Raw genomic sequence first — 22,406 nt, forward strand, 5'->3', positions numbered from 1 at the left:
GAACTGCGATGCTGGAGGCATGAGCTACAGCACGGCCTCCCTTGTCGGACCCGTCACCCTCGACGACGTGCGCGGTGCCCAGAAGATGCTCTCGGGTGTGGCGCGGGTGACGGCGATGGAGGGCAGCAGGCACCTGTCCCAGCTGGTCGGCGCGCCGGTGCACCTCAAGTGCGAGAACCTCCAGCGGACGGGCTCGTTCAAGCTGCGCGGCGCCTACGTCCGTATCGCCGGACTGCTGCCCGAGCAGCGGGCCGCCGGTGTGGTCGCCGCGAGCGCGGGCAACCACGCGCAGGGGGTGGCGCTGGCGTCGTCACTGCTCGGGGTGCGCTCGACGGTGTTCATGCCGAAGGGCGCCCCGCTGCCGAAGATCAGCGCGACCCGGGACTACGGCGCCGAGGTGCGGCTGCACGGTCAGGTGGTCGACGAGACGCTGGCCGCCGCGCAGGAGTACGCGGAGCGGACCGGCGCGGTGTTCATTCACCCCTTCGACCACCCGGACGTCATCGCGGGCCAGGGCACGGTCGGACTGGAGATCCTGGAGCAGTGCCCCGAGGTGCGGACCGTCGTGGTCGGCATCGGCGGGGGCGGGCTGGCGGCCGGGATCGCGGTCGCGTTGAAGGCGCTGCGGCCGGACGTGCGGATCGTGGGCGTCCAGGCGGAGGGTGCGGCGGCGTATCCGCCGTCGCTGGCGGCGGGGCGCCCGGTGGCCGTCGAGCATCCGGTGACGATGGCCGACGGCATCAAGGTGGGGCGGCCCGGTGACGTGCCGTTCGGAATCGTCGGCGAGCTGGTGGACGAGGTCCGTACGGTCTCCGAGGACGAGCTGTCCACCGCGCTGCTGCTCTGCCTGGAGCGGGCCAAGCTGGTCGTGGAGCCGGCCGGGGCGTCTCCGGTGGCGGCGTTGCTGAGTGAGCCGGGTGCCTTCGAGGGACCGGTGGTGGCGGTGCTGTCCGGCGGCAACGTGGACCCGGTGCTGATGCAGGGCGTGCTGCGGCACGGCATGGCCGCGCAGGGCCGCTACCTGGCGGTCCGGCTGCGTCTGACGGACCGGCCCGGCGCCCTCGCCACGCTTCTCGGGGTGTTGTCAGTGGTCGACGCTAACGTCCTCGATGTGAGCCACGTCCGGACCGATCCACGGCTCGGGCTCACGGAGGCGGAGGTCGAACTGCACCTGGAGACGAAGGGCCCGGAGCACTGCGCCGAGGTCGGCCGGGCGCTGCGGGAGGCGGGCTATCCCGTCATCGGCTGACCCGTCGTCGACCTGGGGCACACGTTCGAGAAATTCCGTTGTAAGACGCGATACATCGCGTTATGGTGTGTCGTAAATCGCTCGCTACGCAGAGCGGAACGTACAAATCTAGGCTTCCCGAAGAATCCCCGACGACGTGGAGACTCATATGCCAGGCGCCATCTATGCCGAAGGCCTGGTGAAAACCTTCGGTGACGTAAGGGCTCTGGACGGCGTCGACCTCGACGTTCCCGAAGGCACGGTCCTGGGCCTGCTCGGGCCGAACGGCGCGGGCAAGACGACCGCCGTCCGCTGCCTGACGACCCTGCTGCGACCCGACAGCGGCAAGGCGGTCGTCGCGGGCATCGACGTGCTCAGACAGCCCAACGAGGTACGGCGGTCGATCGGCCTCTCCGGCCAGTTCGCCGCCGTCGATGAATACCTGACCGGCCGGGAGAACCTCCAGATGGTCGGCCAGCTCTACCAGATGAAGGCCAAGGCCGCGAAGGCCCGGGCCGGCGAGCTGCTCGAACAGTTCCACCTCGCGGACGCCGCCGACCGCCCGACGAAGACCTACTCGGGAGGCATGCGCCGCCGGCTCGACCTGGCGGCCGCCCTGGTCGTCTCCCCGCCCGTCATGTTCATGGACGAGCCGACGACCGGCCTCGACCCACGCAACCGCCAGGAGCTGTGGGAGGTCATCAAGCAGCTGGTCGCCGGCGGTACGACCCTGCTGCTGACCACGCAGTACCTGGAGGAGGCCGACCACCTCGCGCACGACATCGCGGTCGTCGACCACGGCCGCGTCATCGCCCGCGGCACCTCCGACCAGCTCAAGGCCCGCACCGGCGGAGAGCGCGTCGAGGTCGTGGTCCACGAGCGCGAGCACATGGCGACGGCCGCCGAGGTGCTCGGCGGGTTCGGCAAGGGCTCGACCACCGTCGAGGAGCACACCCGCAAGCTCACCGTCCCCGTCACCGGCGGCGCCAAGCTGCTCGCCGAGGTCATCCGGGAACTCGACACCCGCGGTATCGAGATCGACGACATCGGCCTGCGCCGCCCCACCCTCGACGACGTCTTCCTCTCCCTCACCGGCCATGTGGCCGAGGCGAAGGAGAACGGCCTCGCGGCCGACGCCGGCCGCGAGGACGAGGACGCCGGCCACCAGGCCAAGAAGGAGACCGCCAAGTGAGCGCCACCACCGACGCCGCTCGGACCGCGGCGCCCACCAACCCCCTCGGCCAGTCCGTCCGGGACTCCCTGGTCATCGCCCGCAGGAACCTGATCCGGATGACCAGGATTCCCGAGATGGTCCTCTTCGGGGTCATCCAGCCGGTGATGTTCGTGGTCCTGTTCACCTACGTCTTCGGTGGCTCGATGAAGATCGGGAACACCACCGACCCGGACGTCTACAAGAACTTCCTGATGGCGGGCATCTTCGCGCAGACCGTCACGTTCGCCACCGCGGGATCGGCGGCCGGCATCGCCGACGACATGCAGAAGGGCCTCGTCGACCGCTTCCGCTCCCTGCCGATGGCCCGTGGCGCGGTGCTGACCGGCCGCACCGTCGCCGATCTCGTGCAGACGGCCATCACGCTGCTCGTCCTCGCGATCGTCGCGCTGATCGTCGGCTGGCGCACCGGCTCCGCGGAGCCGACCAACCTCGGACAGATCCTGGCCGGCTTCGCCCTGCTGCTTCTCCTGGGCTACGCCTTCACCTGGATCGGCGCGCTGATCGGCCTGTCCGTGCGAACCCCGGAGGCGGCGACCTCGGGAGGCATCATCTGGCTGTTCCCGGTGACGTTCGTTTCGAACGCCTTCGTGGACTCCAGCCAGATGACCCCCTGGCTCCGGCACATCGCCGAGTGGAACCCGTTCAGCGCCACGGTGCAGGCCTGCCGGGAACTGTTCGGCAACGCGGGCGTCGCGCAGTCCGACGCCTGGCCCATGCAGCATCCCGTCTGGGCCTCGGTGATCTGGTCCGTTCTGATCATCGCGGTCTTCCGGACCCTGGCGGTGCGCAAGTACCGCTCGGCCGCCACATGACGACGAGCCCCCGGCGTCACCGGGACGCCGGGGGCTCGTCAACGACAGACGGCCGGGTGTGCCACCGGCCGGGGGAGGGAGCCTGGTCAGCCGTTGTAGGGCTCGGCCTTGAGGATCTTCACGGACGCCGGCTTGCCGTTGGGCAGCTCGTACTGCGCGTCCTCGCCGACCTTGTGGCCCATGACGCCCGAGCCCAGTGGGGACTGCGGCGAGTAGGTCTCGATGTCCGAGCTCGCGTACTCGCGCGAGGCGAGCAGGAAGGTCAGCGTGTCGTCCTCGTCACCGTCGAAGGCGATCGTGACGACCATGCCGGGCGCCACCGCGCCGTCCGCGGCCGGAGCCTCACCGACCTTGGCGCTCTCCAGCAGCTGGGTCAGCTGGCGCACGCGGAGCTCCTGCTTGCCCTGCTCCTCCTTCGCCGCGTGGTACCCGCCGTTCTCGCGCAGGTCCCCCTCCTCACGGGCCGCGGCGATCTTGGCAGAGATCTCGGTGCGCGCAGGACCAGTAAGGTATTCAAGCTCCTCCTTGAGCTTGTTGTACGCCTCCTGGGTCAGCCAGGTGACGTTCTCGCTGGTCTGGGTCACGGGTGCTCCTCGTTGGTACTGGGAATACAAATCAACGCCCTACCCAGAAGGATGTTCCTTCACGGAAGGGCGAAACCACGAGCCTAACAATTCAGTGGCCAAAGGGGGAGGACATAAGCCACCAGATTCATGTCGCCGCAGGTCAGCGCCCATGTATTCGCGCCGACCGGCTCTGCGGGATCAGTCCGCGTGGCAGCCGAGCAGCTCGGCCGTCGTGCCGGGGGCCTTGGTGCGCAGGGTGACGACCTCGTCGATGCGTGTGGAGTCCCCGTCGAAGCGGAAGTCGGCCCGGCCCACCTCGTCGCCGTCCTCCGCCTGGGAGCGCACCGTGCAGTAGCCGGCGACACCGGCGTCCTTGCGGACCTCCAGGTGTACCTGCACCGAGTCCTCGGCGAGCTCGAACCCGATCAACTCACCGCTGATCTTGTTCTGTCCGACGTAGTGGTAGCCGAACCAGCCGATCACGGCGAGCAGGACGGCACCGAGCACGGCGCCGACGATCTTGAGCGTGCGGTCGGCCCGTTCGTCCGAGGAGCGGCCGTACCGGCTCTCGGGCGTCTGCGTGCTCGCCGTACTCATGATCGTCCTCTCGGCAGGAGCGGAACGGGCGTGTCCCGAAAGGGGCCCCGGCACCCGGTCGTCCCGGGCTCCGGAATTATTCGGCTCCCGATTCGGTCACTATAGAAGCCGCCGATTGCGCCGACGCACACGGGCGCCGACTGACCGAGGATTGAGTCTTGACTGACCAGCTGCGATTGATGGCCGTGCACGCCCACCCCGACGACGAGTCGAGCAAGGGCGCGGCCACCATGGCGAAGTACGTGTCCGAGGGGGTGGACGTGCTGGTGGTGACCTGCACCGGCGGGGAGCGCGGCTCCATCCTCAACCCCAAGCTCCAGGGCGACGCGTACATCGAGGAGAACATCCACGAGGTGCGCAGGAAGGAGATGGACGAGGCCCGGGAGATCCTGGGCGTGGGGCAGGAGTGGCTCGGCTTCGTCGACTCCGGCCTGCCCGAGGGCGACCCGCTGCCGCCGCTGCCGGAGGGCTGCTTCGCCCTGGAGGACGTCGACAAGGCCGCCGGTGAGCTGGTGCGGAGGATCCGCTCCTTCCGCCCCCAGGTGATCACCACCTACGACGAGAACGGCGGCTACCCGCACCCCGACCACATCATGACCCACAAGATCACGATGGTGGCCTTCGAGGGCGCGGCCGACACCGAGAAGTACCCGGAGAGCGAGTACGGGACGGCGTACCAGCCGCAGAAGGTGTACTACAACCAGGGCTTCAACCGCCCGCGCACCGAGGCGCTGCACAGCGCGCTGCTGGAGCGCGGCCTGGAGTCGCCCTATGGGGACTGGCTCAAGCGCTGGTCGGAGTTCGAGCGCAAGGAGCGCACGCTGACCACGCACGTGCCCTGCGCCGACTTCTTCGAGGTCCGGGACAAGGCGCTGATCGCGCACGCCACGCAGATCGACCCCGACGGGGGCTGGTTCCGGGTGCCGATGGACATCCAGAAGGAGGTCTGGCCCACCGAGGAGTACGAGCTCGCGAAGTCCCTCGTGGACACCTCCCTCCCCGAGGACGACCTCTTCGCGGGCATCCGGGACAATGCCTGACATGAGTGCAAGCGCAAGCATGGCAATGACGCACCTCGTCACTCTCGCCGAACTCGACGAGGACAAGGTCACGCCCGGTGTCCTCGGGTTCATCGTCTTCGCGGTGATGGCCCTGGCGGTGTGGGGGCTGATGCGGTCCATGAGCCGGCACATGGGGAAGGTGGACTTCAAGGAGGCGCCGGACGCGGAGGCGGAGGCGGAGGCCGCCGGCCGGGTGGGGCCGCAGAAGGGCTGACCCGGCCTCCCGGTGCCCGGCGCGGGTCTGAACGCCGGGTGGGCGACGCGACCCGGCGTTGTGGGGTGCCGCCGCGCCCACTCCTGCCCGCAGCTGGGGGTGGGGGCGCGGCGCGGCTGCCCGCGGTTAGGCGGCTGTCACCGCCACCCCCATCACCTCCCGGGCCTGGCGGTTGGGGACCATGCCCAGGTGCCAGGCCTGCCAGCCGGATTCCAGTTGGACGCCGCGTTCCAGGAGGAGCTGGTACGCCCCGATGTAGTCGTCCAGCTTGGCGTCCCGGGCCGGGTGGCGGGCGCGGGAAAGTTGGGCGAGTTCCTCCTGCGCCACCGCCGTGCCGACCTCCACGCCGCCCGGAGCGGCGTACGGCAGGAGGGTGCAGCGCAGGAAGCGGGCCCAGTCGTCGCCCCGCCGGTCGCCGTACGCCGCGAAGAGTGCCGCCGCCTCGTCGCAGAGCGCCAGCGCCTGCGGCGTACGGGCGTTGCCCGCGTCCACGACCGCCAGCTCCAGGCAGGTCCACGCCTCGCCGTGGCCGACGCCGATGCGCTGGAAGTCCGCGCGGGCGTCGACCAGGAGCTGCCGGGCGAAGCCGGAGTTGCGGAGCGAGCCGGTCTGGGCGGCGCGCTGGTCGCGGGTGACCCGCGCCGAGTGGTGCCGGGCGCAGGCCAGGCCGTACACGTCGCGCATCCGGGAGAACATCGTGCGGGAGCGTTCCAGCTCGCGGACCGACTGGTCCAGGGCGCCGGTCTCCTCCAGCGCCTGGCCGACGTAGTAGACCGTCCACGCCTCGCCGCGCGCGTCCTCGTTCTCCCGGTGCCGGGCCGCCGCCCGCCGCAGCTCCTCGACCGCCTCGGAGGCGTCGCCGTCCACCAGACGGGCCCGTGCCAGCTGGGTCAGCGCCCAGGCCTCGCCACGCGCGTCCTGGGTGCGGCCGTACAGCTCCAGGGCCGCGCGCAGGTCCGCCTCCGCGCGCGGTACGTCGCCCATGCGCAGGTGCAGCTGGCCGAGCTGGAAGTGGGCCCACGCCTGGCCGTGCACCGACTCGCCCGCGCGGTGCAGCACCAGTGACTCCGTGAGCAGGTCCAGCGCCTCCGCCAGCCGGGCCCGGTCCCGCTGCACCGCCGCCAGCGCGTGCAGTGTCCACGCCCGGTCCGTGTCCAGCTCGGGCGAGGCCTGGAGGTCCAGCGCCTCCCGCAGTTTCGCCGCCGCCTCGGTCAGGTTGCCCTGGTGGTGCAGCGTGATGCCCAGCGAGCACAGTGCGCGGGCCGCCCCCGCGTCGTGGTGGGCCTCCATGTACAGGTCGACCACGGAGGTGAGCGTCGCCCGCGCCTTGTCCAGCTCACCGAGCTGCCGGGCCGCGATACCGGTGCGCCACTGCACCGAACGCACCAGCAGCCCCTGGTCCACGGACTGCGCCAGCTCGCTGATCTCACCCAGCCGGTAGAGGTCGCCGCGCAGCAGGCAGTAGTCGCACAGCGCGCCCAGCAGGTTCAGCACCGCGCCCTGGTCGACGCCCTCCGCGTGTCTGAGCGCCGCCGTGATGAAGCTCGACTCGTCGTCCAGCCAGCGCAGTGCCTCGTCCAGGGACGTGAAGCCGTAGCTGCCGAACTGGTTCGAGCGGGTCGACATGTTGCCGTCGACCAGGCGCAGTACGGAGTCGGCCAGCTCGGCGTAGTTGGCGATCAGCCGTTCCTGTGCCGCCGTCCGCTCGGCCGGCTCCTCCTCGTCGGCGAGCCGGGCCCGGGCGAAGGCGCGCACCACGTCGTGCAGCCGGTAGCGGCTGCCCCGGACGTGGTCGAGCAGACCCGCGCGCGACAGCGCCGCCAGTTGCCGCGTCGCCTCGGTCTCGTCCGTGGCCAGCAGCGCGGCGGCGGCAGCGGCACCCAGCGAGGTGCGGCCGGCCAGCGCCAGCCGGCGCAGCAGCCGCCGGGCCGGCTCCGGCTGGTCGGTGTAGCGCAGCCACAGCGCCCGCTCGACCGGCTCCACCGGCCCGTAGGCGCCCAGGTCGGTCGCCAGGGCGCGGGCGGAGCGCGGTCCCAGCGACGACCCCGCCACCCGCAGCGCCAGCGGCAGGCCGCCGCACAGCTGCCGGATCCCGTCGGTGGACTCGGCGTCGTAGGGCCCCGACGCGTCCTGGGCGGCCGCCCCCAGCAACTCCTCCGCGCCCGCCGCGTCCAGTGCCTCGACCGGGAGGTCGTACACCCGGGCGGGCAGATCGGGCGGCAGCCGGAGTGCCTCCCGCGCGGTGACCAGCACCAGGCTGTCCGACCGCTCCGGCACCAGCGTGCGCACCTGCTCGGCGTCCGAGGCGTCGTCCAGGACGACGGCCACCGGGACGCCCGTCAGGTGCTGGTGGTACAGCTCGCTGAGCCGTTTGACCTGCTGGTCCGCCGAGGACCGCTCGCGGAACAGCAGTTGCTCGCGGGGCGCGCCGAGCCGGTTCAGCAGATGCAGCAGGGCGTCCCGCGTGCTCAGCGGCGCCTCGTCGCCCGACGCGGGGCCGTCCCCGCGCAGGTCGACCACGCACGCCCCGCGGAAGTGGTCCCGCAGTTCATGGGCGGCCCGCACCGCGAGCGTCGTACGGCCGCTGCCGGGCACCCCGTGCAGCACGACCACGGTCGGCTTCGTCTCCGTGCTCGCGCGGGCCGCCTGCACCCACTGCCGCAGCCGCGCCATCTCCTGCCGCCGGCCCGCGAAGGTGCCCTCCGGCTCCGGGAGCTGCGCGAACGACTGTTCCAGCGCGCTGCGTCCCCGGGCCGCGGCGCTCTTGTCGGCACCCCGCAGCTTCGGCCCGGTCTTCTTCGGCCCGGTGGACGCGGCGAGCATCCGCTGCTGGTCCAGGAACGGCCGGATACCGCGTACCTCCAGTGCCGTCAGCCACTGCAACCGCAACTGCTCGGGCCCGCCGGGCTGGCCGACGGCCCCGGCGCGGTGGTGGGCGGCCGGTACGTGCGAGCCGACGACCTTCACCACGGTCGCCGCGGCGCCGACGACCCCGACGGCCACTCCCGCGCCCACCGCCGTGCCCGTGCCGGTGCCGAGCGCCATGTCGGCCACCACGGCGGCGACCGCCGCCACGGCGGCCACCAGCAGGGGAGTGCCGGCGCCCTCGCGGGCGTAGCGCTGCCGGAAGGTGAGCTGGCCGGCCGCCGACTCGTCGAGGGCGCGGGTGTAGGCCTCGTACTCCTCGGCGGCCGTGCCCGCCATCGCGTCCAGCGATCCGCGCGCCCGGGACAGCAGCACGTTCCCGTCCGTGCGCCCGCCCGAGCGCCGTACCTCCTCCTCCACGGCCCGCCTCAGTAGCCGCTCGGCCTCCGACCGATGACTGTCCCGCATGTCGCGCCCCCTCCGGCGGCATCGGTGTCACCCGGGTGTTCCCAGACCTCGCTGGGGGTCTCCCGGCCCGTCCCCGGGTCCTTCCCCAGTTGTGCCTCGGTCAAGTGTCCTGCGATGGGGAGACCCTGGGGAGGGGGCGGCCTCCAGGGCCTCCCGCCCCACCGCACGGGCCCGGAACAGTCGACGAGTTCCCCTCTTGACCCCGGTGACCGCGGCCACTAATTTGCGACGCAAGTACACCCATGACCATCGATTGGAGGCGACCGCCGGATGTACGCCAACTCCGATCTGGGTCGCCTCGCCCGCCGCACGGTGTGGGTTTCGGGTCGGGTCGCGCACGGCTGCTGACCACGCCGTTCTGCTGTGCCCATAAGCGGCACGTTTCGGGTTTCCCCTTCACCACTTCACGGCATGCGCCTGCCGCGTGCCGATTCGCGCTCACTTCTCCCGCGTGACGCGTTCGAACACAGAAAGCTGCCTGAAATTGGCGAACACGATGAACCGACCCGTCCCGAGCCGAAATGAAGGTCTGTCATGGTAGCGGCACGGATCACGGTCAACGGTGAAGAGACACCGATCGCACCGGCCGCACCTCACACCACGGTGCTGGACTTCCTGCGCGACCGCGGCCTCACCGGCACCAAGGAGGGTTGTGCCGAGGGCGAATGCGGCGCCTGCTCGGTCCTCGTGGCCCGCCCCGGGGTGAACAAGCCCACCGACTGGGTGCCGGTCAACGCCTGCCTGGTTCCGGTCGCGGCGCTCGACGGCCAGGAGGTCGTCACCTCCGAAGGTCTCGCCACCGTCGGCGAGCCGGGCACGCCACCCATCCTGCACCCGGTGCAGGAGGAGATGGCGGTCCGCGGCGGCTCCCAGTGCGGCTACTGCACGCCGGGCTTCGTCTGCAGCATGGCCGCCGAGTACTACCGGCCCGACCGCTGCCCGCACGCGGGTGCCAACGCGGCCGTCGGCACCGGCGACTCCGTCGGCACCGACGCCGAGCACGGCCCGAACGGCTTCGATCTGCACGCCCTCAGCGGCAACCTGTGCCGCTGCACCGGTTACCGACCGATCCGCGACGCGGCCTTCGCCGTCGGCACGCCCACCGGCGAGGACCCGCTGGCGCAGCGCCGTGAGCAGTCCCCGCCCGCGCCGGTCGCCACCGAATACCACCAGGGCGACAGCGAGTTCCTGCGGAAGGGCACCCTGGCCGAGACTTTGCGGTTGCTGCGCGAGCGGCCCGACGCGGTGGTGGTCGCCGGAAGCACCGACTGGGGCGTCGAGGTGAACATCCGTTCCCGCCGCGCGGATTGCGTCGTCGCCATCGACCGGCTGCCCGAACTGCGGGGGCTGCGGGTGGAGTCCGACCACATAGAGATCGGGGCGGCGCTGACGCTCACCGAGATCGAGCGCCGCCTCGACGGAACGGTCCCGCTGCTGGGGGAGTTGTTCCCGCGGTTCGCGTCCCGGCTCATCCGCAACGGCGCGACCCTGGGCGGCAACCTGGGGACCGGCTCACCCATCGGCGACAGTCCGCCGGTGCTGCTCGCGCTGGAGGCGTCGGTGGTACTCGCCGGCGCCGACGGCGAGCGTGAGGTCCCGCTCGCGGACTACTTCACCGGCTACCGGCGCAGCGTGCGCCGCCCCGGCGAGCTGATCCGCGCGGTGCGCCTCCCGCTGCCGCTGTCGCCGGTCGCGGCTTTCCACAAGATCGCCAAGCGGCGCTTCGACGACATCTCCAGCGTGGCGGTCGCCTTCGCGCTGGACATCGAGTCAGGGGTCGTCCGCAGGGCTCGCATCGGTCTGGGCGGCGTGGCCGCCACTCCGGTCCGCGCGCTCGCCACCGAGGCGGCCCTGGAGGGCGAGCCGTGGGCGGCGGAGACCGTCGAGGCCGCGGCCGACGTGCTGCGGGCCGAGGGCACACCGATGAGCGATCACCGCGCCAGTGCCGCCTACCGCTCCGCGATGCTCGGCCAGAGCCTGCTGAAGCTGTACGCACAGACCACCGAGGCGGTGCCGTCATGAGCCAGTTGTCCGAGCGTCCCGAAAAGCCCGTCGTCGGCGTCTCGATGCCGCACGAGAGTGCCGTCCAGCACGTCACCGGCACCGCGCTGTACACCGACGACCTGGTCCAGCGCACCAAGGACGTGCTGCACGCGTACCCGGTCCAGGTCATGAAGGCCCGCGGCCGGGTCACGGCGCTGCGTACCGGGCCCGCGCTCGCCGTGCCGGGCGTGGTGCGTGTGCTGACCGGGGCCGACGTGCCCGGCGTCAACGACGCCGGCATGAAGCACGACGAACCGCTCTTCCCCGACGAGGTCATGTTCCACGGCCACGCGGTCGCCTGGGTGCTCGGCGAGACCCTGGAGGCGGCCCGGCTCGGTGCGGCGGCCGTGGAGGTGGAGCTGGAGGAGCTGCCTTCCCTGATCACGCTGCAGGACGCCATCGCGGCGGGCAGCTACCACGGCGCCCGGCCCGTCATGACGCACGGCGACACCGACGCGGGCTTCGCCGACTCCGCTCACGTGCTCACCGGCGAGTTCCAGTTCTCCGGTCAGGAGCACTTCTACCTGGAGACGCACGCGGCGCTCGCACAGATCGACGAGAACGGGCAGGTCTTCGTCCAGAGCAGCACCCAGCACCCGTCGGAGACCCAGGAGATCGTCTCCCACGTACTCGGTGTGCCCTCCCACGAGGTGACCGTGCAGTGCCTGCGGATGGGCGGCGGCTTCGGCGGCAAGGAGATGCAGCCGCACGGCTTCGCGGCCGTCGCCGCCCTCGGCGCCAAGCTGACCGGGCGGCCGGTCCGCTTCCGGCTCAACCGGACCCAGGACCTGACCATGTCCGGCAAGCGGCACGGGTTCCACGCCACCTGGAGGATCGGCTTCGACGCCGAGGGCCGTATCCAGGCCCTGGACGCCACGCTGACCGCGGACGGCGGCTGGAGCCTGGACCTGTCCGAGCCGGTGCTGGCCCGCGCGCTGTGTCACATCGACAACACCTACTGGATCCCCAACGCGCGCGTCGCCGGTCGCATCGCCAGGACCAACACGGTCTCCAACACCGCCTTCCGCGGCTTCGGCGGACCGCAGGGCATGCTGGTGATCGAGGACATCCTGGGCCGCTGCGCGCCGCGGCTCGGCCTGGACCCCAGGGAGCTGCGGGAACGCAACTTCTACCGGCCGGGCCAGGGCCAGACGACACCGTACGGGCAGCCGGTCACGCAGCCCGAGCGGATCTCCGCCGTCTGGCGGCAGGTCCTGGACAGCGGCGGCGTCGCCGACCGCGAGCGCGAGATCGCCGCCTTCAACGCCGCGCATCCGCACACCAAGAGGGCCCTCGCGATCACCGGCGTCAAGTTCGGCATCTCGTTCAACCTCACCGCCTTCAACCAGGGCGGCGCGCTGGTGCTGATCTACAAGGACGGCTCCGTCCTGATCAACCACGGCGGCACCGAGATGGGCCAGGGCCTGCACACCAAGATGATGCAGGTGGCCGCGACCACGCTGGGTATCCCGCTGCACAAGGTGCGCCTCGCCCCGACGCGGACCGACAAGGTGCCCAACACCTCGGCCACCGCGGCCAGTTCCGGTACGGACCTCAACGGTGGGGCGATCAAGAACGCCTGTGAGCAGCTGCGCGAGCGGCTGCTGCGGGTGGCGGCGAGCCGGCTGGGGTCGAACGCCTCGGACGTGCGCATCGTCGAGGGCGTCGCGCGCACCCTGGGCAGCGACAAGGAGCTGGCCTGGGACGACCTCGTGCGCACCGCGTACTTCCAGCGGGTCCAGCTGTCGGCGGCCGGTTACTACCGGACCGAGGGGCTGCACTGGGACGCGAAGAGCTTCCGGGGCTCGCCGTTCAAGTACTTCGCCATCGGCGCGGCCGCCGCCGAGGTCGAGGTGGACGGCTTCACCGGCGCGTACCGCCTGCGGCGGGTGGACATCGTGCACGACGTCGGCGACAGCCTCTCCCCGCTGATCGACATCGGCCAGGTCGAGGGCGGTTTCGTGCAGGGCGCGGGCTGGCTGACACTCGAGGACCTGCGCTGGGACACCGGTGACGGTCCCCACCGCGGCCGGCTGCAGACCCAGGCGGCGAGCACGTACAAGCTGCCGAGCTTCTCGGAGATGCCCGAGGAGTTCAACGTCACGCTGCTGGAGAACGCCACCGAAGAGGGCGCGGTGTACGGGTCCAAGGCGGTGGGCGAGCCTCCGCTGATGCTGGCGTTCTCGGTGCGGGAGGCGTTGCGGCAGGCCGCCGCCGCCTTCGGGCCGAGTGGGGTCGGTGTCGAGTTGGCCTCGCCGGCGACGCCGGAGGCGGTGTACTGGGCGATCGAGTCGGCCCGCCAGGGCGGCGACTCGCGGAACGGCCGGGCCCGTGACGGGTCCGCCGCCGACGGTCACGCCGGAAACGGGCACGTCGACGGCGGAGTCAGGACCGACGCGGAAGTGCTGAGCGGTGCCTGACATGACATGGGTCGCCGCGGTCGCGCGGTTGCGGGCACGCCGGGAGGCCGGCGTGCTGGTGACCGTCGCGACCGTGCGCGGCCACGCCCCGCGCGACGCCGGTGCGAAACTCGTCGTGGCGCGGACCGGGACGTGGGGCTCCATCGGCGGCGGCAACGTCGAGGCCGTCGCGATCGACCGGGCCCGGGAGATGATCGCCGCTGCCACGCCGGGACCGGAGCTGATCGACTTCGCCCTGAACGACAAGGTGACCAACAAGCACGGCGTGCAGTGCTGCGGCGGCACGGTCTCGGTACTGCTGGAACCGCTGCCGGTGGTACGGGCTGTGGCCGTCTTCGGTGTCGGGCACGTCGGGCTCGAACTGGCGCGCGTCCTGGCCCGCCAGGACCTCGACCTGCACCTGGTCGACAACCGCGCCGACATGCTCACCGAGGAGCGGCTCGACGTGCTGGCGGACGCGGTGGCGCAGGTGCACGTGCACCACACGCCGCTGCTGCCCGAGGAGGTGCTGGCCCGGTTGCCGTACGGCACCCACATCCTGATCATGACCCATGACCATGCCGAGGACGCCGCGCTGTGCGACGCCGCCCTGCGTACCACTCACCTCGGTTCCATCGGGCTGATCGGGTCGGCGGCCAAGTGGGTGCGGTTCCGTAGGCGTCTGGCCACCGAGGGCGGTCATGACGAGGCCGCCATCGACCGGATCAGGACCCCGATCGGGCTGGCCGACATCACCGGCAAGGAACCCGCGACGATCGCCGTGAGCGTCGCGGCGGATCTGCTGCGCACCTTCGAGACCGAGGGCGAGAGCAAGGGTGACCGGCGGGCCGAGGCCGGCCGGCGGGGCCAGGGCCACCGACAGGAGCAGGGCGACCGGCGGGCCGACGCCCCGACACGCCGGTCCGGCTGACGGATGCGGGCTGGTGACGGGCCGGGCGCCTGACTGGACCGGCCCGCCGTGCCGGGCACGGACGAGAGGGCGACGGCCGGGCCGGAGCCCTCAGACCAGGGCCAGGACACCGCTGAGGACGGCGGCGATGGCGAAAGCGGTCAGTCCCAGGAACGTCTCCATCAGCGTCCAGGTCTTCAGCGTCGTACGGATGTCGATGCCCATGTACCGGTTGAAGAGCCAGAAGCCGGAGTCGTTGACGTGTGACAGCACCGTGCCGCCCGCCGCCACCGCCACGACGACGAGCGCGATCTCCGGCTGGGAGAGGTCCGACTCGCGTATGAGCGGCGCGACGATCGGCGCCGTGGTCACGATCGCGACCGTCTTCGAACCGAGCGCCACCCGCAGGACCGTGGCGAAGAGGAACGCGAGCACCACGGCCGGCAGCGCCGTCGAACCCATCAGGTCCGCAAGGGCGTCCCCGGCGTTCGACCGCTCCAGGACGGCACCGAAGACACCGCCCGCGCCGGTCACCAGCAGCACCAGCGCCACCGGGCCCAGCGACGCCGAGGCCGCCTTGTCGATGCGCTCCATGCTGATGCCGCCCCGCACCCCGAGTACCCAGATCGACAGAAGTGTGGCGACCGTCAGGGCGATGACCGGGGAGCCGATGAACTCGAGCGCCGTGCGCAGAGCGCCCTCGTCGAAGACCAGGCCGGCGAAGGTGTGCAGCATGATCAGCAGCACCGGCAGGAGGATCACGAGGACGGTGACGCCCAGCGAGGGCTGTGACCCCGGCGTGTCCCTCGCCTCCGGTCCCTGCGCGCCGTCCCCCGCGGAGAGGCTCTCCCTCTCCCCGGCGCCCTTCTCCGACGAGAGCCCGCGCGCGTGCTCGGGGACCGGGACGTGCAGCCGGTCGCCGATCCTGGTGCCGAAGAGATAGGAGCCGATGAACCAGGCCGGAAGGCCGCAGATCAGTCCCATGACGGTCACCCAGCCCAGGCTGGCGCCGAGCAGCCCGGCGGCGGCGACGGGACCCGGGTGCGGCGGCAGCACCGCATGCATGATGGCCAGGCCGCCGACGGCGGGCAGCGCCACGCTGATCAGTGAGCGGCCCGAGCGTTCCGCGACCGCGTAGATCAGCGGAATCAGCAGGATGAAGCCGACGTCGAAGAAGACCGGCACGCCCACCAGGAGCGCGGTGAGCCCCACGGCGAGCGGGGCCCGCTTCTCCCCGAAGGCCGCGAGGAGTCTCCCGGAGAGCACCTGCACGGCGCCGGACTCCTGCATGACCCGGCCCAGCATCGCGCCGAGGGCGACGATGACGGCGATCTCGCCCAGGGTGTCGCCCATACCCTGCTTGAGTACGCCGGGCAGTTCGTCGAGGCTGATTCCGGCGGCGGCGGCGAAGCCGATGCTCACCACGAGCAGGGCGAGGAAGGCGTGCAGCTTCACTTTGATGACGAGGAGGAGCAGCAGTGCGACCCCGCCCGCCACCAGCAGCAGCAGCGCCCAGGGCGGCAGGTCCCAGGTGGTGGTCGGCGCCTCGGCCGCCAGCGTGTTCCAGGGCAGCGGGGATATGAGATCCGATGGTGCAGTAGGCATCGTTGCCTCCTGTCGGGCATGGATGACTCGGCAGGCCGTGAGCGGCTCGCCTGCCGGGCCGAGGACAGCGCGGGGCCGGTGGCTGCCGGCCCCGCGGAAAGCTCAGTCCCGGTCGAGAGCCGGGCGCTTGGGATCGAAGGACCAGCCGGGTACGAGGTGGCGCATCGCCACCGCGTCGTCGCGGGCGCCGAGTCCTTCGCGCTCGTACAGCTCGTGGGCGGCCGCGACCTGCTCCTCGTCCAGCTCGACGCCGAGGCCGGGGGCCTCGGGGACGCGCAGCAGCCCGTCACTGATGGTGAGCGGATCGCGGGTGAGGTGCTGGCCGTCCTGCCAGATCCAGTGCGTGTCGATCGCCGTGATCTCGCCGGGTGCCGCGGCGGCGACGTGAGTGAACATCGCCAGCGACACGTCGAAGTGGTTGTTCGAGTGCGAGCCCCAGGTGAGCCCCCAGGCCTGGCACAGCTGCGCCACCCGCACCGAGCCGCTCATCGTCCAGAAGTGCGGATCGGCGAGCGGGATGTCCACGGCGTCCGTGCGCAGCGCGTGGGCGAGTTGTCGCCAGTCCGTGGCGATCATGTTGGTGGCGGTGGGCAGGCCGGTGGCCCGCCGGAACTCGGCCATGGTCTCGCGGCCGGAGTAGCCGTCCTCGGCGCCGCACGGGTCCTCCGCGTAGGCCAGGACGTCCCGCAGGCCGCGGCCGACCCGGACGGCCTCCGCCAGCCGCCATGCCCCGTTGGGGTCGAGGGTGACGCGTGCCTCGGGGAAGCGCCGCGCGAGCGCGGTGACCGCCGCCGCCTCCTCCTCGGCGGGCAGCACCCCGCCCTTGAGCTTGAAGTCGCGGAAGCCGTACCTCGCGTGCGCGGCCTCCGCCAGCCGCACGACGGCCTCCGGGGTGAGCGCCTCCTCGTGCCGCAGCCGCAGCCAGGCGTCGGCCGGGTCTGCGGTGTCGCGCTCGTCCCCCGGGCCGAGGTAGCCGAGGTCGGTGCGCTCGCGGTCACCGATGTAGAAGAGGTAGCCCAGCACCGGGACCTCGGTGCGCTGCTGCCCTTCACCGAGCAGCTCGGCGACCGGCACGCCCAGGTACTTGCCGTGCAGGTCCAGCAGCGCCGACTCGATGGCCGTGGCGGCGTGCACGGCCACGCGCAGGTCGAAGGTCTGCGCCCCGCGCCCCCCGGCGTCGCGGTCCGCGAACCGCGCCCGCACCCGCGCGACGAGGGAGCGCAGCCGGGCCACCGGCCGGCCGACGACGAGCTCGGCGGCCGCCTCCAGCGTGCGGCGGATCGCCTCGCCGCCGGGTACCTCACCGAGCCCCGTCCTGCCGTCCGAGTCGGTGATGATCACCAGGTTGCGGGTGAAGTAGGGGCCGTGCGCGCCGCTCAGGTTGAGCAGCATGCTGTCCCGGCCCGCGACCGGGACGACGCGCACCGAGGCGACCGTCGGCCCGTGGTCTGTGACTGCCATGTCTCTCTCCGCTTTCACGTGGGCTCAGTGCAGGCCCGGTACGCCGTCGACGCGGCGCCACAGACCTTCGGGGTTGCCGTCCGCCGGCGGACGGGGCAACAGCTCGGCGGGCAGGTCCTGGTACGCCACCGGGCGCAGGTAGCGCTCGACGGCGAGGGAGCCGACCGAGGTACTGCGGCCGTCGGACGTGGCGGGGAAGGGGCCGCCGTGCACCATGGCGTGGCCCACCTCGACCCCGGTCGGCCAGCCGTTGAACAACACGCGGCCGGCGCCCCGCTCGAGGACGGGCAGCAGCGCGTGTGCGGCGTCCAGATCGTGTTCGGCGGTGTGTACGGTCGCGGTGAGCTGCCCCTCCAGGGCCCGCAGTACGTCGGCGACCTGTCCGAGGTCGCGGCAGCGCACCACGAGAGCGGCGGCGCCGAACATCTCCTGCTGCAGCGCCGGCGTGCCCTGTGGTTCGGTATCGGGGTCTCTTCAGGGGCCGGCGAAGGCATGCGGTCCTTTCGTACGGAGCGTACGGGCCTGGGGAACGAGGGGGGGGAGGGGGTGGGACGCGGTCAGGCGGAGAGGCCGGGCAGCCGCTCGATCAGCGCGGAGAGTTCGGCGAGCTCCTGCGCGGTGAGGTCGGTGAGCGGCGGGCGCACGGGGCCGGCCCCGTGGCCGACGGCCGTCATGCCCGCCTTGACGATGCTCACCGCGTAGCCGGGCCGCCGGTTGCGGATCTCCGTGTACGGCAGCACGAAGTCGTTCAGCATCCGCGCGACGTCCTCGCGGCGGTGCTCGCGCACGGCGTCGTAGAAGGAGAGGGCGAATTCGGGTACGAAGTTGAAGACGGCGGAGGAGTAGGTGGTGACGCCGAGTTCGAGGTACGGCAGTGCGAACATCTCGGCGGTCGGCAGCCCGCCGATGTAGGTGAGCCGGTCGCCGAGGCGGGTGTGGATCCGCGTCATGGCCTCGACGTCGCCGACGCCGTCCTTGTAGCCGATCAGGTTGGGGCACGCCTCGGCGACGCGCGCGAGGGTGTCGGCGCCGTACACGGCGTTGGCCCGCCCGTACACGACGACGCCGAGGGAGGTGGCGCGGCAGACGGCCTCGAGGTGGGCGGCCAGTCCCTCCTGGGACGCCTCGGTGAGGTAAGGGGGGAAGAGCAGGATCCCGTCGGCGCCCGCCCGCTCGGCGGCGGCGGCGAACTCGCAGGCGGTGCGGGTGCCGTAGCCGGCGGGCGCGAGGATCGGGGTGCCCTCGGGGGCGCTCTGCACGGCGGCGGCGGTGACCTGCTCGACCTCGCCGGGAGTGAGTGAGAAGAACTCACCGGTTCCGCCGGCGGCGAAGAGGCCCCCGACCTGGTATTTCCCGAGACGGGTGATGTTCGCGCGGTAGGCGTCCTCGTCGAAGGAGAGATCGTCCGCGAAGTGCGTCACGGGGAACGACAGCAAGCCGGAGCCGATCCGGTGGCCGAGTTCGACGGGGGAGAAGGAGGACATGGCTGCGATGCTCCAGGTGTGGACGGAGGGCCGGTCGGACGTGGCTCCCCCCCTGGAAGGTGGCAGAAGCCACGCGAAAACCCGCCCGGCCGAGGAAGGCCGGGCTCGGTGACGGCGGTCCGCTCCGGGCACCCCGCGGATCACCGGCGGGAGGGTGCGCGGTGTCGGTCGCGGTGTCCAAACGGGTCTCGCCGTCGGCGTTCCGACGAAGTTATGGTCGTTTCTGATCCACGTCCAACATCTGTTTTGGATCCAGTGATACTCGGAGAGCATGAATGTTCACCCTCGCGCAGTTGACCAGTTTCGTCGCCGTGGCCGAGGAGCTGCACTTCACGCGAGCCGCCGAGCGCCTCCGGATGACCCAGCCGCCGCTGAGCCGCCAGATCCAGCTGCTGGAGAGCGAACTGCGGGTGGAGCTCCTCGACCGCACGACGCGTTCGGTCCGGCTGACCCCGGCCGGGCGCACCTTCTTCAACGAGGCCCGCCGCATCCTGCGCCAGGCGCACGACGCGGCCCTCGCCGTCCGCCAGGTCTCCGCCGGCCAGGCCGGGGTGGTGGCCGTGGGCTTCACCGCCGCGAGCGCCTACTCGAGTCTCGGCCGGCTCCTCGAAACGGCACGCGGCGCCGTCCCGGACGCGGACATCGTGCTGCGTGAGATGGTCACCCGGGACCAGTTGGAGGCCATCGCCGAAGGCGCCCTCGACCTGGGCATGGTTCGCCCCGCCGCCGCCACCGGCGCCGAGCTCGTCTCCCGTCCGGCCGCCCGGGAGGCCCTCCTCGCCGCCCTGCCGGTCGGCCACCGGCTGGCCGAACAGAGCGCGGGTCTGCACATCACCGACTTCGACGGCCAGGAGCTGCTGATGTACGCGCCCGTCGAGGCGCGCTACTTCCACGAGCTGCTGATCAGCGTCTTCCGCGCTGCGGGCGTCATGCCCGAGTTCACCCACTACCTCACGCAGGTGCACAGCATCCTGGCGATGGTCAACGCGGGCTGGGGCGTCGCGCTCGTTCCCGAGACGGCCGCGCAGGCGCGTTTCCCGGGCGTGGTCTTCCGGCCCGTGGATCTGGCCGCGCCCGCCTCGGTCGAGCTGAACCTGGTCTGGCGGAAGAACAACGACAATCCCGCGCTGCACGTCCTCCTCCAGCACCTGTGACGCCGGGTGGCACCGCCACGGAGGTTCCGGCGCCGAAGGCGCCCGGACTGCCACCGGCCGGGCGAGGACACGAGGACCGGAAGGCGGCGCGGGGAGCGCGCCGGCCCCGAACAGTGCGTGGGCGCACGCCCGGAGACCACTTCCACGGGTGCGGGAAGGCGGACGAAGGCCCCATCCGCGCGTCCCCCCCCGTGGCGTATCGGCGGGGCGGCGGCGCGTGCGCGAGGATGGAGGTATGCCGAACCGACTTGCGCAGGCGACGTCCCCGTACCTCCTCCAGCACGCGGAGAACCCGGTCGACTGGTGGCCATGGGAGGACGCCGCCTTCGAAGAGGCCCGGCGCCGCGACGTACCCGTCCTGCTGAGCGTCGGCTACTCCGCGTGCCACTGGTGCCACGTGATGGCGCACGAGTCCTTCGAGGACGGCCCCACGGCCGACTTCCTCAACTCCCACTTCGTGAGCGTCAAGGTCGACCGCGAGGAGCGTCCCGACGTCGACGCCGTCTACATGGAGGCCGTGCAGGCGGCGACCGGGCAGGGCGGCTGGCCCATGACCGTGTTCCTCACACCGGACGCCGAGCCCTTCTACTTCGGCACCTACTACCCGCCCGAGCCCCGGCACGGCATGCCCTCCTTCCGCCAGGTGCTCCAGGGCGTCGGGCAGGCCTGGGCCGAGCGCCGGGACGAGGTCACCGAGGTCGCGGGGAAGATCGTGCGGGACCTCGCCGGACGGGAGATCTCCTACGGCGACGCGCGGCCGCCCGGGGAGGCGGAGCTCGGACAGGCGCTGCTCGGGCTGACCCGGGAGTACGACCCGCAGCGCGGCGGGTTCGGCGGGGCACCGAAGTTCCCGCCGTCCATGGTGGTCGAGTTCCTGCTGCGCCACCACGCCCGCACCGGCGCCGGCGGCGCCCTGGAGATGGCGCGCGACACCTGCGAGCGGATGGCGCGCGGCGGTATCTACGACCAGCTGGGCGGCGGCTTCGCCCGGTACTCCGTCGACCGCGAGTGGGTGGTGCCCCACTTCGAGAAGATGCTCTACGACAACGCCCTGCTGTGCCGTGTCTACGCTCACCTGTGGCGCGCCACGGGCTCGGACCTCGCCCGCCGCGTCGCCCTGGAGACCGCCGACTTCATGGTGCGTGAACTGCGCACCGCGGAGGGCGGTTTCGCCTCCGCGCTGGACGCGGACAGCGACGACGGCACGGGCCGGCACGTCGAGGGCGCGTACTACGTGTGGACGCCCGCCCAGCTCACCGAGGTCCTCGGGGCCGACGACGCCGCGCTCGCCGCGCAGTACTTCGGGGTGACCGAGGAGGGCACCTTCGAGCACGGGTCCTCGGTGCTGCAACTTCCGCAGCAGGAGGGTCTGTTCGACGCCGAGCGGATTGCCTCGGTCAGGGAGCGGCTGCTGGCCGCGCGGGACGGGCGCCCCGCCCCGGCCCGGGACGACAAGGTGGTCGCCGCCTGGAACGGCCTCGCGATCGCCGCGCTCGCCGAGACGGGCGCCTACTTCGAGCGCCCCGACCTGGTGGAGGCCGCCGTCGCCGCCGCCGACCTGCTCGTGCGACTGCACCTCGACGAGCAGGCCCGGCTCTTCCGCACCAGCAAGGACGGCCGGGCGGGCGCCAACGCGGGGGTGCTGGAGGACTACGCCGACGTGGCGGAGGGCTTCCTCTCGCTCGCGTCGGTCACCGGGGAGGGCGTCTGGCTGGACTTCGCCGGGCTGCTGCTCGACCACGTCCTCACCCGCTTCACCGACGAGTCCGGCTCCCTCTACGACACCGCGGCCGACGCCGAGCAACTGATCCGCCGCCCCCAGGACCCCACCGACAACGCCACCCCGTCCGGCTGGACCGCGGCCGCGGGCGCCCTGCTGTCCTACGCCGCGCACACCGGCTCCGAGCCGCACCGCACCGCCGCCGAGCACGCCCTCGGCGTGGTGAAGGCGCTCGGCCCGCGGGTCCCGCGCTTCGTCGGCTGGGGGCTGGCCGCCGCCGAGGCGCTGCTCGACGGGCCCCGCGAAGTCGCCGTCGTCGGGCCGGGGCTGGACGACAGTGCCACGAAGGGCCTGCACCGTACGGCGCTTCTGGGGACGGCGCCCGGAGCGGTCGTCGCCTTCGGCGCCGAGGGGAGCGACGAGTTCCCCCTGCTCGCCGACCGGCCCCTGGTGGACGGTGCACCGGCCGCCTACGTCTGCCGGAACTTCACTTGTGACGCGCCGACGACCGACCCGGAGCGGCTGCGTGCCGCGCTGCATGCTGCCTTGAGCAGCTAAAACGACATAAACGGAAGCATCCGGAAC

Annotated in this window: 17 protein-coding genes; 10 read left to right on the forward strand and 7 right to left on the reverse strand. The window is 72.0% G+C overall.

Features of this window, described 5'->3' with window-relative positions; translation table 11 throughout:
- Positions 1-19: 19 nt before the first annotated feature.
- The 3 genes from ilvA (at position 20) to EBH09_RS23310 (ending at position 3,274) form a co-directional block, all read left to right on the forward strand.
- Entirely contained in the window at positions 20-1,249 is a 1,230-nt protein-coding gene (gene ilvA, locus EBH09_RS23300) for a threonine ammonia-lyase (protein ID WP_121748886.1), read from the forward strand.
- A gap of 148 nt (positions 1,250-1,397) precedes the next feature.
- Positions 1,398-2,420: an ATP-binding cassette domain-containing protein gene (locus EBH09_RS23305; protein ID WP_121748887.1), complete on the forward strand. Its 1,023-nt coding sequence runs from the start codon at positions 1,398-1,400 to the stop codon at positions 2,418-2,420.
- A complete protein-coding gene (locus EBH09_RS23310; RefSeq protein WP_121748888.1) occupies positions 2,417-3,274 on the forward strand; it encodes an ABC transporter permease in 858 nt (285 codons plus the stop codon). The genes EBH09_RS23305 and EBH09_RS23310 overlap by 4 nt, the downstream gene beginning before the upstream one ends.
- Positions 3,275-3,360: 86 nt before the next feature.
- On the opposite strand, the gene greA is transcribed toward EBH09_RS23310, so the two are convergent.
- Together greA and EBH09_RS23320 are read right to left on the reverse strand one after the other, a co-directional pair.
- Positions 3,361-3,858 carry a transcription elongation factor GreA gene (gene greA / locus EBH09_RS23315; protein WP_055418146.1) on the reverse strand — a complete coding sequence of 166 codons (498 nt, stop codon included), beginning with the start codon at positions 3,856-3,858 and terminating at the stop codon, positions 3,361-3,363.
- 180 nt (positions 3,859-4,038) lie between these two features.
- Complete coding sequence (locus EBH09_RS23320) at positions 4,039-4,437, reverse strand: DUF4307 domain-containing protein (RefSeq protein ID WP_121748889.1); 399 nt, start codon at positions 4,435-4,437, stop codon at positions 4,039-4,041.
- A gap of 158 nt (positions 4,438-4,595) precedes the next feature.
- Here EBH09_RS23320 and mca point away from each other — a divergent pair, with 158 nt between their 5' ends.
- Together mca and EBH09_RS23330 are read left to right on the forward strand one after the other, a co-directional pair.
- Entirely contained in the window at positions 4,596-5,477 is an 882-nt protein-coding gene (gene mca / locus EBH09_RS23325) for a mycothiol conjugate amidase Mca (RefSeq protein WP_121748890.1), read from the forward strand.
- On the forward strand, positions 5,470-5,712 hold the full coding sequence (locus EBH09_RS23330; RefSeq protein ID WP_193776483.1) for a hypothetical protein: 243 nt from the start codon (positions 5,470-5,472) through the stop codon (positions 5,710-5,712). Before mca ends, EBH09_RS23330 begins: the two co-directional genes overlap by 8 nt.
- A gap of 126 nt (positions 5,713-5,838) precedes the next feature.
- Here the strand turns inward: EBH09_RS23330 and EBH09_RS23335 are convergent, their stop codons facing one another.
- Positions 5,839-9,045, reverse strand: a complete 3,207-nt coding sequence (locus EBH09_RS23335; protein WP_121748892.1) for a tetratricopeptide repeat protein — start codon at positions 9,043-9,045, stop codon at positions 5,839-5,841.
- 534 nt (positions 9,046-9,579) lie between these two features.
- On the opposite strand from EBH09_RS23335, the gene EBH09_RS23340 reads away from it, so the two are divergent.
- The 3 genes from EBH09_RS23340 to xdhC are packed head-to-tail and all read left to right on the forward strand — an operon-like array spanning position 9,580 to position 14,418.
- Positions 9,580-11,067 (forward strand): FAD binding domain-containing protein, encoded by a 1,488-nt coding sequence (locus EBH09_RS23340; RefSeq protein ID WP_121748893.1) that lies wholly within the window; start codon positions 9,580-9,582, stop codon positions 11,065-11,067.
- The gene (gene xdhB, locus EBH09_RS23345; RefSeq protein WP_121748894.1) at positions 11,064-13,508 is read left to right on the forward strand and encodes a xanthine dehydrogenase molybdopterin binding subunit; all 2,445 of its coding nucleotides are present in this window, start codon (positions 11,064-11,066) and stop codon (positions 13,506-13,508) included. The genes EBH09_RS23340 and xdhB overlap by 4 nt, the downstream gene beginning before the upstream one ends.
- A 1-nt stretch (position 13,509) precedes the next feature.
- On the forward strand, positions 13,510-14,418 hold the full coding sequence (xdhC, locus tag EBH09_RS23350) for a xanthine dehydrogenase accessory protein XdhC (protein ID WP_238697421.1): 909 nt from the start codon (positions 13,510-13,512) through the stop codon (positions 14,416-14,418).
- A 90-nt stretch (positions 14,419-14,508) separates the two neighbouring features.
- On the opposite strand, the gene EBH09_RS23355 is transcribed toward xdhC, so the two are convergent.
- The 4 genes from EBH09_RS23355 to kdgD all read right to left on the reverse strand — a co-directional run bounded on the left by EBH09_RS23355 (position 14,509) and on the right by kdgD (position 18,947).
- The gene (locus EBH09_RS23355) at positions 14,509-16,002 is read right to left on the reverse strand and encodes a gluconate:H+ symporter (RefSeq protein ID WP_121748895.1); all 1,494 of its coding nucleotides are present in this window, start codon (positions 16,000-16,002) and stop codon (positions 14,509-14,511) included.
- 102 nt (positions 16,003-16,104) lie between these two features.
- Positions 16,105-17,463 (reverse strand): enolase C-terminal domain-like protein, encoded by a 1,359-nt coding sequence (locus tag EBH09_RS23360; RefSeq protein ID WP_121748896.1) that lies wholly within the window; start codon positions 17,461-17,463, stop codon positions 16,105-16,107.
- Positions 17,464-17,487: 24 nt separating this feature from the next.
- Entirely contained in the window at positions 17,488-17,889 is a 402-nt protein-coding gene (locus tag EBH09_RS23365; RefSeq protein ID WP_202977431.1) for a hypothetical protein, read from the reverse strand.
- Positions 17,890-18,020: 131 nt separating this feature from the next.
- Complete coding sequence (gene kdgD, locus EBH09_RS23370) at positions 18,021-18,947, reverse strand: 5-dehydro-4-deoxyglucarate dehydratase (RefSeq protein WP_121748897.1); 927 nt, start codon at positions 18,945-18,947, stop codon at positions 18,021-18,023.
- A gap of 275 nt (positions 18,948-19,222) precedes the next feature.
- Here kdgD and EBH09_RS23375 point away from each other — a divergent pair, with 275 nt between their 5' ends.
- Together EBH09_RS23375 and EBH09_RS23380 are read left to right on the forward strand one after the other, a co-directional pair.
- The gene (locus EBH09_RS23375; protein ID WP_121748898.1) at positions 19,223-20,101 is read left to right on the forward strand and encodes a LysR substrate-binding domain-containing protein; all 879 of its coding nucleotides are present in this window, start codon (positions 19,223-19,225) and stop codon (positions 20,099-20,101) included.
- 235 nt (positions 20,102-20,336) lie between these two features.
- Complete coding sequence (locus EBH09_RS23380) at positions 20,337-22,379, forward strand: thioredoxin domain-containing protein (protein WP_193776484.1); 2,043 nt, start codon at positions 20,337-20,339, stop codon at positions 22,377-22,379.
- Positions 22,380-22,406 lie beyond the last annotated feature (27 nt).

This window comes from Streptomyces sp. E2N166 (assembly GCF_003671715.1).
Lineage (GTDB): Bacteria > Actinomycetota > Actinomycetes > Streptomycetales > Streptomycetaceae > Streptomyces > Streptomyces thinghirensis.